This window comes from Cupriavidus sp. 01L415, from assembly GCF_056400065.1.
Genome location: NZ_JBFTSP010000007.1, coordinates 22,345 through 37,438, shown reverse-complemented (window position 1 = coordinate 37,438; position 15,094 = coordinate 22,345). Strand labels below are relative to the sequence as shown.

Genomic DNA, 15,094 nt, shown 5'->3' with positions numbered 1-15,094 from the left:
ATGATGTCGGGTTCCGGGGCGTTACTTGCGAATGCGCTTGAGCTCATCGGTATAGAGCCTGACGAGCACGGGGTCGTAGCTGGCCGCGAAGTGATCCACCACGGGCTTGACGATCTGCTGCATGCGCGCCTTTTCGCCCGGGGCGATGTCGTTGTACTGAATGCCCTTCGCGCGCAGTTCGCCAACCGCCTTCTGGGCCGCCGCGCGACTCACCTGGCGCTGGTAGGTCCGGGCTTCATCGGCGGCATCGCTCAGGATCTTCTTTTCGGCGGGCGAAAGCTTGTCCCAGAATTTCTTGCTCACCAGCAGGATGTTGGCCGCATAGACGTGATTGGTGGCACTGACGTACTTCTGCACCTCGTAGAACTTGTTGGAGAGAATCACCGCAAACGGATTCTCCTGGCCGTCGACCGCCTTGGATTCCAGCGCGCCATAGAGCTCCGCGAATGGCATCGGCACGGGATTGGCCTTGAACGCCTTGAAGGTATCGAGGAAGACCGGATTGGGAATCACCCGAATCTTCAGCCCTTCAAAGTCCTCAGGCTTCGTGATCGGATGCTTGGAGTTCGTGACGTTGCGGAAGCCGAGATCCCAGAAGCCGAGGGCCACCAGTCCCTTTTCCGGCAGCCTTGCGATCAGCGCCTTGCCGAGCGGGCCGTCCAGCAGGGCGTCCGCCTGTGCGAAGTCCGTCACCGCGAACGGCAGGTCGATCAGGCCGAATTCCTTGACGATGCCCGCCAGCGAGGTGGAAGCCGGCGCCGACATCTCCTGCACCCCGCCCTGCAGCGCGGACTGCTGCTGCATCTCGTTGCCGAGCTGCGAGGCCGGGAACTCCTTGACCTTCAGCTTTCCGCCGCTCTTGGCGGCAACCAGTTCCGCAAACTTCTTGACCCCGAAGCTGACGGGGTGGTCCGGGTTGTTCAGGTGGCCGAAGCGGATCGTCCGCTCCTGGATGTCCTGTGCCATCGCCGGAATGGCGGCGCCGAGCGCAATGGCCAGCGTCAGTCGAAGCATGGCTGCTTTCACTGCTGTCTCCTCGATAGGGTCCTGTTCTGGTGGCCGGCAGGCGAATGTGGCTGTCGGCCTGCAAGGAACTTCTGGAGTGGAATAATATTCCACCTAGAATAAGTTTCCAGTCGGGGTTACTATCTAGGCCGGACAGCTTTGAGGGGGATACCGAGATGGCCGGAGTACTGGAACGCGCACTCGCCGTGATGGAATTGCTGGCAACGCAGCCGGAAGGCGTGCCGCTGGCGTCGATCTCGCAGGAGCTCGACATCCCGCAAAGTGCTGCACACCGACTGCTGAACGAACTGTCCCGCTGCGGCTATGTCCGCCAGTTGCGCGATCACGGCGACTATGCGCTGACGGCGCGCGTGGCATCGATCGGCCTGAGCTTCCTGAGTGCCACGGGCATTGTCGATATCGCCCAGCCCTTCGTTGACCGGCTGGCGCAGATTTCGGGCGAACTGGTGCGGCTGGCCATCGTCGACGGCGACCGGCTCACGTGGGTCGCCAAGGCACAAGGCGCGCGTCATGGCCTGCGCTACGACCCGGACATGGGCATGGACGCGAAACTGTCCTGCAGCGCTTCCGGGCATGCGTGGATGCTGACCATGACGGACGAGCGTGCGCTGGAGCTGGTCACGCGCCAAGGATTCGGATCGCCGCAGGAATACGGCCCCAACGCCCCGACCACCATCGCCGCCCTGACGAAGATGCTGCACGAAGGCCGCAAGCGCGGCTACGCCATGATCAATGAAGTGTTTGCGCCTGGCATGACCGCGATGGCGGCGCCGATCCAGCGCAAGGGGCAGGAGCCGATCGGCGTGCTCAGCGTCGCCGGGCCAGCCATGCGCCTGACGGAAGCGCGGATGGTCAGTCTGGCGCCGGACCTGCTGGCGGTGGCCGATGAACTCTCGCTGGCAAGCCTGGCCTCGCCGATGTTCAGGACGCGGTTTCCCTTGCAGGGAAGGAACAACGAGGATACCTCCGCCGCCGCGTGAGAGATGGCAGGCGGCAAGCGCCAAGCGACGTTTGTGGCTGTCGTCTCGCCGCTTCTTACCCCTTTCTCGCCCCGCTCGCCCCTTCTTGCCCCCGCTAGCCTTCCGCGCGCGACGCGCGAATCGCGGCGACCTTCGGCACGGCGCCCGCCTTCACCGTGCTTTCCTGCGACGTCGACGCGAGGCCGGACGCCGAACGCCGGTGATCGATGCACGCCACCGCCAGCATCGCCAGGACTCCTGGCACCGCGATGGCGAGGAAATTCCGCTCCAGCGGCAGCGCCATGCTGACCAGCACACCGATCAGCACCGGCGCGATGATGGCGCCTGCGCGGCCGACGCCTGACGCCCAGCCGATACCAGTCGAGCGCGCCGCAATCGGATAGAACTGCCCGGCATATGCATACGTGACGATCTGCGTGCCGATCGTCGAAGCGCCCGCAAGACCGACGAGCACGAACAGCACCGGCGTCGGCACCGGATATCCCAGCAGCGCGATCGACACGGCGGCCAGCGCATACATCGCCATCAGCACGTACTTGATGCTGAACCGGTCAGCCAGCCAGCCGCCCCCGATGGCGCCGATCATGCCGCCGATATTGAGCACCAGCACGAACGTCAGCGCCGAACCCAGGCTGTAGCCCGCCGATGCCATCAGCTTGGTGAGCCAGGAGCTCAACGCGTAGACCATGAACAGGCACATGAAAAATGCCACCCAGAACATGCCTGTGCTGAGGCCACGTCCGTCCTCGAACAATTGCCGGATCGATGCGCGGTCGCCCGCGCCGCCCTGCGGCTGCACGAAGCGGTCGCCGCTGCGATGCACGTAGGCAGGATCGAGCCCAGCCACGATCTTGCGCAGCGGGGCGTCCTGCCCGGTGCGGATCAGGTACGACATCGACTCCGGCAGCCACTTCACCAGCAGCGGGACCAGCAAGGCCGGTAATCCTGCCGCGATGAACACCGACTGCCAGCCATACTGCTCCAGCAACTGCCTGCCTAGCAGCGCGGCGAGCATGCCGCCCACCGAATAGCCACTGAACATCAACGTCACCAGCGTGCCGCGGAGCCTGCGCGGCGAATACTCGGTCATCTGGGCCACGACATTGGGCATCACGCCGCCGATGCCGAGCCCCGCCAGGAAGCGGCTGACCGCGAACAGCACGGGATCGCTGGTCAGGCCCGCCGCCGCCGTGAACAGGCTGAACAGCAGAATGCAGATGGCAATCGCCTTGCGCCGGCCAATTCGGTCCGCGACGGTGCCAAGGAAGATCGCGCCGAACATCATGCCGAACAGCGCCGCGCTGACCATGAAGCCGGCGGAGGTGGCGGAGACGCCCATGTCCTTCATGATCGACGGCAACGCGATGCCGGCGATGGCAAGGTCGTATCCGTCGAAGATGATGATCACCGCGCACCAGAACAGCACGCCCGCATGGAAGCGGCTGAAGGTGGAGCGGTCCACCACATTGCAAACGTCGATCTGTCTCACTGCCTCTCTCCTGTCATGAAGGGTCCCGCTGCTTGCGTCGGGATGACGGTGACGCGCTTTGCGTGCGTCGTCTGGCGAGGAGAATAGGCACGCCGCATACCGGGGGTCCAACACCTGTTGGGTATGTGTTGGATACCGGCGAGGTATCGCCCGCCAGGGCGCGCGGGTGCTGGGCGTGCGGCGGAAGGGGCCGGTCGGCCGCCTTGCGGCTCAGGGTATACGTGGGAGTCCGTGGGAGGCCGCTCAGACGGACGCCGCGATGGTCTCGCGCAACCATTGGTGGGCGGGGTCACGATGGGAGCGCTCGTGCCAGAGCATGCTTACCTCGTAGCCCGCCACGTCGACGGGGGCCTCGACCACTTGCAGCGCATCCGTGTCCCGCACCAGGCGCGCGGGCAACATCGCCACGAGGTCCGTGCGCGCGAGGACCGACATCACGAACAGGAAGTGCGGCACCGATAGCACGACACGGCGCGTCAGTCCGGCTTCGGCCAGCGCTTCATCGGTGACGCCGCGAAATCCGCCACCGTCCGGCGACACGATGACGTGCTCGAGGGCGCAGAACTGTGCGCGCGTGGGCCGTCGTTTCAGGCGAGGGTGGCCGGCGCGGCCCACCAGCACATATTGCTCCGTGAACAGCGGCCGGTGACGCAGCCCGGATGGCGCGTCCGCGCTGGTATGAAAGGCCAGATCCAGATCGCCCCGTTCCAGCTGCCTGGCGATGCGGGGCGGTGCGAGTTCCAGCACGGCCAGCCGCGTGCCGGGCGCCGCGGTGCGCAACGTACCCAGCGCGGGCAGCAGCACCGTTGACTCGACGTAGTCGGTCGCGGCAATCCTCCAGGTGTGGCTGGCCCCGGCCGGATCGAACGGCGTGGCGGGCGACACCGCGAGTTCGAGGGCTTCCAGTGCCAGCCGCAGCGGTTCGCGCAAGGCTTCCGCCCGCGCCGTCGGGCGCATGCCGCGTGGCCCGGGCAACAACAGCGGATCCCCCAGGATGTCTCGCAGCTTGGCGAGGTGGACGCTGACCGATGGCTGGGACAAGTTCAGCCGCTGCGCGGCACGGGTCACATTGTGTTCCGAGAGCAGGACATCCAGCGTGACCAGCAGGTTGAGATCCAGCCTGCGGAGATTATTCATGGCAATACCTGCAATATTGGAAATTCATTTCCAATATACCTTACCAAACCCTACCCTGTTCCCACTCTCTTCTTTCCCGACATTCGGAGTTTTCGGTCATGAATATTCTTCTCGTCTACGCCCATCCCGAACCCCGCTCGCTCAACGGCGCGCTCAGGGACTTCACGATCCAGCGCCTCGAGGCCGCGGGACACGTGGTCCAGGTATCGGACTTGTACGCGATGAACTGGAAAGCCGCCATCGATGCCGACGACAGTCTGCACCAGCGGGCCGGCGAGCGCTTCGACCCCGCCCTGGACTCCCTGCACGCGTTCGAGAATGGCCTGCAGAGCCCGGACATCGCGCGCGAACAGGACAAGCTGCGCTGGGCGGATGCGGTCATCCTGCAATTCCCCCTGTGGTGGTTCTCGATGCCGGCGATCCTGAAAGGCTGGGTGGAACGCGTCTACGCCTACGGCTTCGCGTATGGCGTGGGCGAACACTCGGACTCCCACTGGGGCGACCGTTATGGCGAAGGCACGCTCGCGGGCAAACGCGCGATGCTGATGGTCACGGCGGGCGGATGGGAATCGCACTACAGCCCGCGCGGCATCAATGGTCCGATGGAGGACATCCTGTTCCCGATCCATCACGGCATCCTGTACTACCCCGGCTTCGATGTGCTGCCGCCGTTCGTGGTCTACAGGACCCACCGCATCGACGAGGCATCTTTCCCAGCCACCCGCGATGCACTGGGCGAGCGTCTCGACAACCTGTTCAGCACCACGCCGATTCCGTTCCGCCGCCAGAATGCCGGGGACTACGAGATCCCCGCACTCACGCTGCGGTCAGACATCTCCCCGGGACAAAGCGGATTCGGCGCGCACGTCGCGTAGCGGGCGCATGGTCCGGGATGGCCGCCGGGCGCGCTACACTCAGGCTCCACATCCCTTCCGGAGCCTGATCCATGCCAGCACTGCGCACGCTCTATCCCGCCATCGAACCTTATGAAACCGGCACGATCGATGTGGGCGACGGTCACGTCGTCTACTACGAACGCGTCGGCACGCCGGGCGCCAAACCCGCGCTATTCCTGCATGGCGGCCCGGGCGGCGGCATCTCCGCCGATCACCGGCGCCTGTTCGATCCCGCTCGCTACGATGTCATGCTGTTCGACCAGCGCGGCTGCGGCCGCTCCACGCCGCACGCCGGTCTGGAGGCCAACACCACGTGGCATCTAGTGGAAGACATCGAACGCCTGCGCAAGCTGGCCGGTGTGGAGCGCTGGCTCGTGTTCGGCGGCTCATGGGGATCCACGCTGGCGCTCGCCTACGCGCAGAAGCATCCGGCGCATACCAGCGAGCTGGTGCTGCGCGGCGTGTACACCGTGTCCCAGGCGGAGCTGGACTGGTACTACCAGTACGGGGTATCTGAGATGTTCCCCGAGAAGTGGGCCCGCTTCCAGGCCCCCGTTCCGGAGGCCGAGCGCGGCAACATGATGGCCGCCTATCGCAAGTTGCTGACCGGCGGCGATGAGGAAAAACAGCGCGAGGCCGCCCAGGCGTGGAGCGTCTGGGAAGGGGAGACCATCACCTTGCTGCCCGACCCCGCCAACAGCGCCAAGCATGCCGACAGCCACTTCGCGCTGGCCTTCGCACGACTGGAAAACCACTACTTCACGCATCGCTGCTGGCTGGAAGACGGCCAGTTGCTGCGCGACGCCCATCGCCTGGCCGGCATTCCCGGCGTGATCGTGCACGGTCGCTACGACATGCCCTGCCCGGTGCGCTACGCCTATGCGCTGCATCAGGCATGGCCGGACGCGGACTTCCATCTGATCGAAGGCGCCGGCCACGCATGGACCGAGCCGGGCATCCTGGATCAACTCATCGCCGCGACGGACCGCTTCGCGGGCACGGCGCCGTAGCGCCACCAGCCGCCACGGCGGGGCGGCTGACTTAAGCGTCTTCGACGTGCGGAGCGGTCCTGTTGAATTTTTTTAGATCGAATCCGCATGTGACGTTGCCGATCCGCCGCGCGAAACCAGCGTGCTATATTGGCCACGCAGTACGTTCCGTACGTTCTCGTGTCAGGCCTGAGATGTGGTTGCACCCGGTTGGCCGTACTGCTGATGGCCGCCATCCCTGCCGTTGCCATCGCGCAATCCGCCGATCCTGCGCAACGTGGCCCCACCCCGGCCACCACCGCCAACGTCGCCAACCTCGCCACGGCCGCGGCCGCTCCCGTCGGCCGCACGCAAGTCCTCACGTTCAGCCAGATGGGCGCGGATCATCCGATCGCGCTGCGCGGCGTCGACCCCGACCGGACCATAAATGTCGGCGTGCGCCTCGATGAAGTGGTGACCGCCGCAAGGCTCAGGCTGGTCTTCACGCATTCCCCTTCGCTGGTATACCCGCTTTCGCACCTGAAGGTCAGGCTGAACGACGAGGTGGTGGCGACGCTGCCGCTGGAAAAGGAACGCGCCGGCCAGCAGGTCACGCGCGAGATCGATCTCGATCCGCGCTTCTTCACCGACTTCAATCGCATCAACCTCCAGCTGATCGCGCACTACACACTCGATCACTGCGAAGACCCCTATCACTCGAGCCTGTGGGCAGATATCAGCCCGACCAGCACGCTTGCGCTCACCAAGGCATCCGTCACGCTGCCCGATAACCTCCCGCTGCTGCCCGCCCCATTCTTCGACCGCCGCGACAACCGCCGCGTCACGGTGCCGTTCGTGCTGCCCGCCAACGCGGACGCGGCCACGCTGCGCGCCGCCGGCGTGGTGGCGTCGTGGCTCGGCGCGCTGGCCAGCGACCGCGAGATGCGTTTTCCGGTCAGCCGGCCAGGACCGACCCGGTGTCCATCGAGGCACCGTCAAGCTTCCTCGCGCTTTCCCAGCTGGTATTCAACCTCGTCGCGGACAGCCCCTTTCTGCAGGGCGCGCCCGCGCTGGCGCACTACGCCGAGGACCTGCCGCAGACGCAAATGGTTGGGGAGAACGAAGGCACCGTGACGATGAAGCGGACCAACGGCTACGTCATTCACACACCCGACGGCGTCTGGGTGGAGCAGAAATGATCCGGCCGCCAACCCCGCGCAGGATCGCCGTCGCCTACAGCGATATCGACGTGCTGGCACAGCGGGTGGAGGGCTTCGACGCGCAGCGCTACTTCGACCAGCAGGATGACGTGGAGGCGGCCGCGGCGGCAAAGCGGTGGCCGTTGCTCGCGCGCGTGATGGGATGCCCGGCGGCAGACGGGGACAGAGAGGGCGACAGAGACGCCGACATCCCGGGCGACTGATACGTCGCCGGCGCTGATTCGTTGCGGCGCCCGCCGCCTGTGCGCTGCCATCGCCATCCGCGATGGCAGCCTCGCCAATGACTGGTTTTCCGTCCGCACGCCTCGCGCCATCATCTGGCTACCTGTCCGCGCCACCGCAGAGCGTGGAATTTTACTCTCAGGAAGCCAAATGGAAAGCATCACACAGACACCCCACCGCTACCGGTTCACCGGGCACGAGAGGGTCTTCCACAATGTCTCGGCAACCGCCGCCTTGCCCGATGTGCTGTCGCTGTTCGGATATCAGCGCGTCTTCGTCGTCTGCTCCCGGTCGATCCACACGAAAACCCGCTTCATCGATCAACTCAGGCAAGCGCTCGGGGAGCGGCTGGTCGGGCTGACCGACGATGTCGGCGAGCATTCGCCGCTCTCTAACGTCCTGAAGGCGGCAACGCAGGCACGCGACGCGCGCGCGGACGTGATCGTTTCGGTCGGCGGCGGGTCCGTCATGGACATGTGCAAGGCGATGCAACTCTGCATCTCCGAGAACGCCTACGATCGTGCCAGCCTGCTCGACCTGCAATTCGTCCTGTCGGAGGACGGCACCGAAATGCTGACGACATCCCGCGCGCCGGCCCGCATCCGGCAGATCGCGATCCCCACCACGCTGGCCACATCGGAGTGGACGCCCGTCAGCACGCCGATCGACGACGAAACCCGCCTGAAGGCGCGCTTCGTGGTGCCGGACGGCTCCCCGCAGGCCATCCTCTACGACCCGGCGCTGTTGCAGCAGACGCCCACGCGCCTGCTGCAGTCCACCGGCATCCGCGGGCTGGACCATGCGATCAACACCGCGTGTTCCTCGTCGCCTCACCCGTTTGCCAGCCTGCTGGCCGAGCGCGCCATCCCGCTCTACGTGGAAAACCTGCCCCGGCTCGGCGACGCCACCGGACCGGAAGCCTTCACGCAATGCCAGCTGGCAACGTGGTACACCGGGATGGGCCAGATGTCGGTGCCGCACGGCTTCAGCCACTGGATGGTGCACATCATCGGCCCTTACGGCGGCGTGGCGCACAGCGACGCTGCGTGCGTGCTGATGCTCGCCCAGGCCAGGTGGCTGGAAGGATGGGCCACACCCCAGCACGACCGCGTGCGCGCCGCACTGGGCCGGCCGGGCCAGCCGTTCCATGACATCCTTCACGACCTGCTGGTAACGCTCGGCATGCCGACCACGCTGGACGATCTCGGCCTCACGCGCGCGCAGGTGGACGACATGATCGGCCCCGCGCTCGCCCATCCGATGGTCACGCGCAACAACCTCCGCCCGATCACGACCGAAGCCGACCTGCGTGCCATCCTGGCGCTGGCGTGGCGCGCATAGCGCGCGGCATCGGTTCCCACATCAGGAGTCTTCACCATGTCAAACACACTTTGCCCGAATGCCGCCTCCGCGCTGCATGTGCCCCACCCGGCCACCGGCATGCGGCAGGCGGCCGCTGCCGTGACCGCGGTGTTCATGCTCTCCAATTCCCCGACACCGTTGTATGTGGTCTGGCAGCAGGCGCTTGGGTTCTCCTCCGGCACGCTGACCGTGATCTTCGCGTTGTACATCGCGTCGCTGCTCGCCACGCTGCTGGTGGCGGGCCAACTGTCCGACCGTTATGGACGCAAGCCAGTCCTGATTCCCGGCCTGCTGGCCGCACTGGTCGCCTGTGTGCTGTTCGCCACGGCGACATCGGTGGCGGCACTTGCCGTCGCGCGGCTGCTGACCGGCGTCGCGGTCGGCGTGATCGTCTCGGCCGGCATGGCATCGGTCGGCGATCTTGGCGGACCGGATCGCAAACGCGAGGCCGCCTTGCTGGCCTCCGTGGCGATGGTGCTCGGCGCGGGACTGGGGCCGTTGCTGGCCGGCGCGGCCGCGCAGGCACTCAGTCATCCCATACTGCCCATCTTCGGGATCGAGTTTCTGGTGCTGCTGGCGGCACTCCTCATCGTCGTCCGCCTGCCCTTGCATCGCCCAACCCTCGGCACTGCCATGCGGCGCCTGCGCCTGCCCGCAGTGCCGGCACAGAACCGCGCCCATGTCGCAGCCGGCATCGGCGTGTTCGGCCCGGGCATCACCGCCACATCGTTCGTGCTGGCGCTGGGACCGTCGCTGCTCGCCCGCCTTCTGGACGTCCGCAGCCCGCTGCTGGCTGGCGGAATGGCCTGCGCGATGTTCCTGATGGCCACCGGCGTACAGTTCGCGGTGCGGCAATGGTCGGTGCGGAAGATCTTTGCAGCGGGATCGGCGGCCACGGTGCTGTCCATGGCCGCGCTGGGCATCGCCGCGCACGCCGCCTCCGCGCCGGTGCTCATTGTCGCGGCGTTGCTGGCGGGCGCCGGGCAGGGCCTGGGCCAGCTCGGCGGCCTGACGCTCATCAGCGTGCACGTGCCCGCCACGCGCCGGGCCGAGGCCAATGCCGTCATGAACCTGGGCGGCTACCTGCCCGCCGGCCTGCTGCCCGTGCTCGCCGGCTTCGCGATCGATGCCGCCGGCTTTGCGGCGGGTGCCACGCTGTTCGCCGGGGTGCTGGCGCTCGTCGCCGTGGCGTGTGGCGCCGCTGTGCTGCGCGCCGTTGGAAAAGCCACCGCCTGAGCTTGCCATCGCGGCCAACGATGGCACAATCGACACGCCATGTGTCCGGAGCCGGAATACAGGCTCCGGGCTCCGTCATTGCCGCCCCGCCGCCATGAAAATCGATCCCCTCTCGCTCAAGCTGTTCCTGGCCGTTTCCGAGCTCGGCACGATTGCCGCCGCCGCGGAGCGCGAGCATATCGCCGCGTCCGCGCTCAGTAAGCGCATCAGCGATCTGGAGGACGCGCTCCGCACGCAATTGCTCGCGCGCAGCAACAAGGGCATCTCGCCCACGCCAGCGGGCCTCGCGCTGCAGGACCTGTCGCGCGGCATCGTCAACGACCTGGACAACATCGCGACGATGATGCAGGACTACGCCACCGGAACACGCGGGCTCGTCCGCATCTACGCGAACGTATCCTCCATCGCCCAGTTCCTGCCGACGGATCTCCACGGTTTTGTCGAGCAGTATCCCGACGTGCAGCTGCAACTGGAAGAGCGCATCAGCACCGCGATCCTGCGCGGCGTGGCGGAGAACGCCGCGGATATCGGCTGCTATGCCGACGTCGGCAGCGTGCCGCCGAATGTCATCACGCTGCCCTATCGCGAAGACCATCTCGTTGTCGTGATGTCGAAGGGCAACCCCATGGCACGGCGCAAGCGGCTGACCACCGAGGAGCTGCTGCGCCATTACCTGATCGGACTCCAGACCGGCAGCTATATCAACCTGCAATTGCTGCGCATCGCCGGCGAACTGGGCATGCCCGTCAAGTTCCGCATGCAGGTCAACAGCTACGATGCGGTGTGCCTGATGGTCGAAGCCGACATGGGGATCGGCATCCTGCCCGTGAGCCTGGCGCAGCGGTACGCCCGGACGCTTGGCATCCGCATCGTGGATCTCGATGCGCCGTGGGCCGATCGCAAGCTGAACTTGTGCATCCGCACCTATGACGGGCTGCCCGTCGCGGCGCGGTTGCTGGTCGACCATCTTTGCCCGACGGCGGCCGCCATCGCTGCCGCCACGGCAGAGGGGGCGACCTGATCCGCCCTAGTCGACCGTAGCCCCGGCCGTTCTGACGATCTCCGACCAGCGCGCGAGATCGGCGCGAATCAGCGCATCGAACTGCCGGGGACTGGACGGAAACGGCTCGCAGCCCTGCTGCGCCAGCGTCTCGCGCACTTCGGCACTTTCCAGCGCCTTGCCGAGCGCGGCCTGCAGTCGAACCATGACCGCCTGCGGCGTGTTGGCCGGCGCAAAGAGCCCGTACCACGGCGTGGCGCCAAACCCTTTCAGGGTCTCCCCCACCGTCGGCACATCGGGCATGGAGGGCAGCCGGTGCTCGTTGGTCACGGCCAGCACCTTCAGCTTGCCCGCACGGATGAACGACTGCGCGGACGGCACGCTCTGCACCGACACCGGCACCTGCCCGCCCACCACGTCCGCCACAGCGGCGGAAGCGCCCTTGTATGGCACGTGCACCAGACGTATGCCCGCGCTGCGCTGGATCATCTCGCCGATCAGGTGATTCAGCGTGCCGTTGCCCGCGGACGCATACATGATGGTGTCGGGCCTGGCGCGCGCCGCATCGACGAGTTCGCGGACGCTGCCTGGACGGAACGACGGGTTGGCCACCAGCACGTAGCCAGCGGTCGCGACGCTGCCAACTGGCGCAAAGTCGCGCAACGGGTCGAAGCCCGTGCGCCGATAGAGCGACGGATTGATGACGTGGGCGCTGCTGACCGTAAATAGCAACGTGTAGCCGTCTGGGGCGGCCTTCGCGACGTAGGCCGTGCCGATGTTGCCACCCGCGCCCGGCCGGTTTTCGATCACGACCTGCCGGCCCAACTGCGCGGACAGCGTCCGGGTCACGATCCGCGCGATCACGTCATTCGCGCCGCCCGGTGCCTGCGGCACGACGACAACCACGGGCCGGTTGGGGTACGCCTCCTGTGCGCCGGCGGTGGCCACCAGGCTGAACGCCAGCCATGCCGGCAAGGATCTGAATCGGGGCATCTGTCTGTCTCCTTTCTGGAATGGTCGCGGACCTGTCTCCATATGGCGGCACGCGACGTCTTCCATGCATGTTGCGCGAGGCGCGGACGTCCTGCAAAACAGCATCTCGCGATCTCACCATCGCGAAATCAGATGGCATGGCCGCGCCCCTCCATCGACAGGCCCGGCAACGCAATCGGCAGCGGTGCGGGGCCTGCAGTCCGGCCGCAGATCCGGTCGGCTCCGGGGCGAATCCGAGCCAAATCCGGCGCTACAATGCAGGCCATCCGATGGCCTGCCCCCGATCTCTCCGCCATGATTCCCGACAGTGACTCCCTCACCCTCCTTGTCACCCGCACGATGCCCTTCGGCAAGCACAAGGGCACGCTGATCGCCGACCTGCCGGGCAACTACCTGAACTGGTTTGCGCGGGAAGGCTTTCCTCCGGGCGAGATCGGCCGGCTGCTGGCGCTGATGCACGAACTGGATCACAACGGGCTGTCCGATTTGCTGAAGCCGCTGCGCGCGCGGCGCCAAGAGCGCTGACGACCTCCAAGGAGCACGCCATGAAAATTTGCATCGTCGGCGCCGGCGCTATCGGTGGCTGGATCGGCACCCGGCTCGCGGCCGCTGGCCGGGCCGAGGTAAGCGCCCTGGCGCGCCGCGACACGCTGGCCGCGCTGCGCACGCACGGCTGGCGCATGAAGCAGGGCGGCGCGCTGATACAGGCCCCCGCCCGCGCCGAGGAGGATGCCGCCAGGCTTGGCGAACAGGATGCGGTGGTGATTGCCGTGAAGGGCCCGGCGCTTGGGCAGGTGGCAACGCAGATTGCGCCGCTGATCGGCCCGCAAACCGTGGTGCTGCCCGCGATGAACGGCGTGCCGTGGTGGTTTTGCCAGGGCCTGCCGGCGTTTGCCGGCAAGCCGCTGGAATCCGTGGACCCCGGCGGCCAGATCGCCGCCGCCATCGGGTTCGGACACGTGGTGGGATGCGTGGTGCATGTGAGCGCGGCGAGTCCGGAGGCGGGTCTGGTCGACCACAAGATGGGCAACCACCTGATCATCGGCGAGCCGCCGGGCGGCACCAGCGACCGCGTGGCACGGCTGGCCGAGGTGTTCACCCATGCAGGCATGGAGATCACCGTCTCCGACAACGTGCGGCAGGACATCTGGTACAAGCTATGGGGCAACCTGACGATGAACCCCGTGTCCGCGATCACCGGCGCCACCACCGACCGGATTCAGGCGGACCCGCTGGTGCGCCGCTTCTGCTCCGCCGCCATGGAGGAAGCCGCGCAAATCGGCGCAAGGATTGGCTGCCAGATCGACCAGTCGCCGGAGGACCGCCATGCGGTGACGGCCAGGCTCGGCGCGTTCCGGACCTCGATGCTGCAGGATGTGGATGCGGGCCGTGCGATCGAACTCGACGCCATCGTCGGTGCGGTGCAGGAAATCGGCGAGGTGCTCGGGATGTCGAGCCCCAGCATCAGCGCCTTGTTCGGCCTGACACGGCTGTTTGGCCGCGTGCACGGGCTTTACCCCGAGGCGGGCAAGGGCTGAGCCGGGGAAAACGGGGCGACGGGGGAAGCGGAGGAATCCGAGGAGTCCGAAGCAATCGGAAAATTGGGGGAATTGGGGAAATCGGGAGGCGCGGAGAAGCGGGGGGACACGCCCCCCGCCATCGTTCCCCTGGCCAGCCTTTTACAGCTTGGTGCCGAGGGCGATAAAGCCGTCGCCGCGGTCAGGCAACAGACCCACCGCGTACAAGCGCGTCACGGTGCCGCTGGTGGCACGGATGGCAATGCCCGTGGTCGTTTGCGTACCCAGTACGCACGCGCCGCCCTGGAACGTCACCTTCACGTCGTACACGTTCTTGCCGCTCGCACGCGGGACGATCGTGCCGCTATAGCTGCAGGACGTCGCGCCCACCGGCGTGTTGCCGGTCAGGAGACCACCGGAGGTGATGGTCAGATTGCTGGCCGTCGCGCCGCTGGTGCCCGTGGCGGTCTGCGCCGAGTAGACGCCGGCAATCGTCGACAGGCTGGCCGGCGTGGCATAGCTGCTGTCGTACGTGCTGTTGAAGTTGATCGTCTGGGCGCCTTCCACCACGCTGCCATTCAGGCTGGCCTTGGCGACGTACGTCGCCGTGGCCGTGGCCGGCGTGCGCGTCAGCGTGGAAAGGTTGATGTCCAGGACATTGGTCGACTTGAACGTACCGCTCGACGACGTGCCGTTACCCTGCATCACGCCGTACAGCACGCCGCCGCGCGCGTAGAGCGCGTACAGGTCACCGTTTTCGAGGACGGCGGCGAAGAGATCATAGCCGGTGGAAGTGGTGCCGTTGTAGAAACCTTCCGCCGTCGTGGGCGGGACCGGCGGACTCGTGGGCGTGAGCGAGCCCTTGCCGCTGTCATCGCCACCGCCGCCGCAGGCGGCAAGGAACAGTGGCAGCGCCATCGCGGTCACGCGAAGCGCAAATGCTGATTTCATAGTCATCTTCCCTGTGAATGCGGAATCGAGCCCGCTGGTTTTTATGGCGGTGCGCGCCAGTCCGGTGTGCACCGGCCGCAACCTTAGCGGGCGGGAA

At 66.6% G+C, this 15,094-nt stretch carries 14 protein-coding genes and 2 pseudogenes; 11 read left to right on the top strand and 5 right to left on the bottom strand.

What is annotated here, in order from left to right:
• Positions 1 to 21: 21 nt before the first annotated feature.
• Positions 22 to 1,014 carry a TRAP transporter substrate-binding protein gene (locus AC1DOX_RS14105; RefSeq protein ID WP_441617243.1) on the bottom strand — a complete coding sequence of 331 codons (993 nt, stop codon included), beginning with the start codon at positions 1,012 to 1,014 and terminating at the stop codon, positions 22 to 24.
• Positions 1,015 to 1,181: 167 nt separating this feature from the next.
• Between AC1DOX_RS14105 and AC1DOX_RS14100 the strand changes: the two genes are divergently transcribed.
• Positions 1,182 to 2,006 carry an IclR family transcriptional regulator gene (locus tag AC1DOX_RS14100; protein ID WP_441616984.1) on the top strand — a complete coding sequence of 275 codons (825 nt, stop codon included), beginning with the start codon at positions 1,182 to 1,184 and terminating at the stop codon, positions 2,004 to 2,006.
• A gap of 94 nt (positions 2,007 to 2,100) precedes the next feature.
• Here the strand turns inward: AC1DOX_RS14100 and AC1DOX_RS14095 are convergent, their stop codons facing one another.
• Together AC1DOX_RS14095 and AC1DOX_RS14090 are read right to left on the bottom strand one after the other, a co-directional pair.
• Complete coding sequence (locus tag AC1DOX_RS14095) at positions 2,101 to 3,495, bottom strand: MFS transporter (protein ID WP_441616982.1); 1,395 nt, start codon at positions 3,493 to 3,495, stop codon at positions 2,101 to 2,103.
• Positions 3,496 to 3,738: 243 nt separating this feature from the next.
• Positions 3,739 to 4,632: a LysR family transcriptional regulator gene (locus tag AC1DOX_RS14090; protein ID WP_092137500.1), complete on the bottom strand. Its 894-nt coding sequence runs from the start codon at positions 4,630 to 4,632 to the stop codon at positions 3,739 to 3,741.
• Between the two features lie 98 nt (positions 4,633 to 4,730).
• On the opposite strand from AC1DOX_RS14090, the gene AC1DOX_RS14085 reads away from it, so the two are divergent.
• The 8 genes and pseudogenes from AC1DOX_RS14085 (at position 4,731) to AC1DOX_RS14050 (ending at position 11,557) form a co-directional block, all read left to right on the top strand.
• On the top strand, positions 4,731 to 5,507 hold the full coding sequence (locus AC1DOX_RS14085) for an NAD(P)H-dependent oxidoreductase (RefSeq protein WP_477101413.1): 777 nt from the start codon (positions 4,731 to 4,733) through the stop codon (positions 5,505 to 5,507).
• 71 nt (positions 5,508 to 5,578) lie between these two features.
• Entirely contained in the window at positions 5,579 to 6,538 is a 960-nt protein-coding gene (gene pip, locus AC1DOX_RS14080; RefSeq protein ID WP_477101412.1) for a prolyl aminopeptidase, read from the top strand.
• Positions 6,539 to 6,742: 204 nt separating this feature from the next.
• Positions 6,743 to 7,399 (top strand): annotated as a pseudogene (locus AC1DOX_RS14075) (cellulose biosynthesis cyclic di-GMP-binding regulatory protein BcsB); the annotation flags it as partial.
• 80 nt (positions 7,400 to 7,479) lie between these two features.
• Positions 7,480 to 7,695 (top strand): annotated as a pseudogene (gene bcsG / locus AC1DOX_RS14070) (cellulose biosynthesis protein BcsG); the annotation flags it as partial.
• Positions 7,692 to 7,919, top strand: a complete 228-nt coding sequence (gene bcsR / locus AC1DOX_RS14065) for a BcsR/BcsP family cellulose biosynthesis protein (RefSeq protein ID WP_441616975.1) — start codon at positions 7,692 to 7,694, stop codon at positions 7,917 to 7,919. The pseudogene bcsG and the gene bcsR, both read left to right, overlap by 4 nt.
• A 169-nt stretch (positions 7,920 to 8,088) precedes the next feature.
• Positions 8,089 to 9,279 (top strand): iron-containing alcohol dehydrogenase, encoded by a 1,191-nt coding sequence (locus AC1DOX_RS14060; protein WP_441616973.1) that lies wholly within the window; start codon positions 8,089 to 8,091, stop codon positions 9,277 to 9,279.
• Between the two features lie 36 nt (positions 9,280 to 9,315).
• The gene (locus AC1DOX_RS14055) at positions 9,316 to 10,536 is read left to right on the top strand and encodes an MFS transporter (protein WP_441616971.1); all 1,221 of its coding nucleotides are present in this window, start codon (positions 9,316 to 9,318) and stop codon (positions 10,534 to 10,536) included.
• A gap of 94 nt (positions 10,537 to 10,630) precedes the next feature.
• On the top strand, positions 10,631 to 11,557 hold the full coding sequence (locus AC1DOX_RS14050) for a LysR family transcriptional regulator (RefSeq protein WP_441616969.1): 927 nt from the start codon (positions 10,631 to 10,633) through the stop codon (positions 11,555 to 11,557).
• 6 nt (positions 11,558 to 11,563) lie between these two features.
• Here AC1DOX_RS14050 and AC1DOX_RS14045 read toward each other — a convergent pair whose 3' ends face one another.
• A complete protein-coding gene (locus AC1DOX_RS14045) occupies positions 11,564 to 12,529 on the bottom strand; it encodes a Bug family tripartite tricarboxylate transporter substrate binding protein (RefSeq protein ID WP_441616966.1) in 966 nt (321 codons plus the stop codon).
• A gap of 294 nt (positions 12,530 to 12,823) precedes the next feature.
• On the opposite strand from AC1DOX_RS14045, the gene AC1DOX_RS14040 reads away from it, so the two are divergent.
• Entirely contained in the window at positions 12,824 to 13,054 is a 231-nt protein-coding gene (locus AC1DOX_RS14040; RefSeq protein ID WP_441616964.1) for a DUF3820 family protein, read from the top strand.
• Between the two features lie 20 nt (positions 13,055 to 13,074).
• Entirely contained in the window at positions 13,075 to 14,067 is a 993-nt protein-coding gene (locus AC1DOX_RS14035) for a 2-dehydropantoate 2-reductase (protein WP_441616962.1), read from the top strand.
• A 141-nt stretch (positions 14,068 to 14,208) separates the two neighbouring features.
• On the opposite strand, the gene AC1DOX_RS14030 is transcribed toward AC1DOX_RS14035, so the two are convergent.
• Positions 14,209 to 14,997, bottom strand: a complete 789-nt coding sequence (locus AC1DOX_RS14030; protein ID WP_441616960.1) for a hypothetical protein — start codon at positions 14,995 to 14,997, stop codon at positions 14,209 to 14,211.
• Positions 14,998 to 15,094: the final 97 nt, after the last annotated feature.

Coding starts and splice junctions, on each gene's coding strand:
- AC1DOX_RS14085 (WP_477101413.1), top strand. CDS start 4,731: ATGAATATTCTTCTCGTCTACGCCCATCCCGAACCCCGCTCGCTCAAC.
- AC1DOX_RS14105 (WP_441617243.1), bottom strand. CDS start 1,014: ATGCTTCGACTGACGCTGGCCATTGCGCTCGGCGCCGCCATTCCGGCG.
- pip (WP_477101412.1), top strand. CDS start 5,579: ATGCCAGCACTGCGCACGCTCTATCCCGCCATCGAACCTTATGAAACC.
- AC1DOX_RS14040 (WP_441616964.1), top strand. CDS start 12,824: ATGATTCCCGACAGTGACTCCCTCACCCTCCTTGTCACCCGCACGATG.
- AC1DOX_RS14055 (WP_441616971.1), top strand. CDS start 9,316: ATGTCAAACACACTTTGCCCGAATGCCGCCTCCGCGCTGCATGTGCCC.
- AC1DOX_RS14100 (WP_441616984.1), top strand. CDS start 1,182: ATGGCCGGAGTACTGGAACGCGCACTCGCCGTGATGGAATTGCTGGCA.
- AC1DOX_RS14030 (WP_441616960.1), bottom strand. CDS start 14,997: ATGAAATCAGCATTTGCGCTTCGCGTGACCGCGATGGCGCTGCCACTG.
- bcsR (WP_441616975.1), top strand. CDS start 7,692: ATGATCCGGCCGCCAACCCCGCGCAGGATCGCCGTCGCCTACAGCGAT.
- AC1DOX_RS14090 (WP_092137500.1), bottom strand. CDS start 4,632: ATGAATAATCTCCGCAGGCTGGATCTCAACCTGCTGGTCACGCTGGAT.
- AC1DOX_RS14045 (WP_441616966.1), bottom strand. CDS start 12,529: ATGCCCCGATTCAGATCCTTGCCGGCATGGCTGGCGTTCAGCCTGGTG.
- AC1DOX_RS14050 (WP_441616969.1), top strand. CDS start 10,631: ATGAAAATCGATCCCCTCTCGCTCAAGCTGTTCCTGGCCGTTTCCGAG.
- AC1DOX_RS14035 (WP_441616962.1), top strand. CDS start 13,075: ATGAAAATTTGCATCGTCGGCGCCGGCGCTATCGGTGGCTGGATCGGC.
- AC1DOX_RS14060 (WP_441616973.1), top strand. CDS start 8,089: ATGGAAAGCATCACACAGACACCCCACCGCTACCGGTTCACCGGGCAC.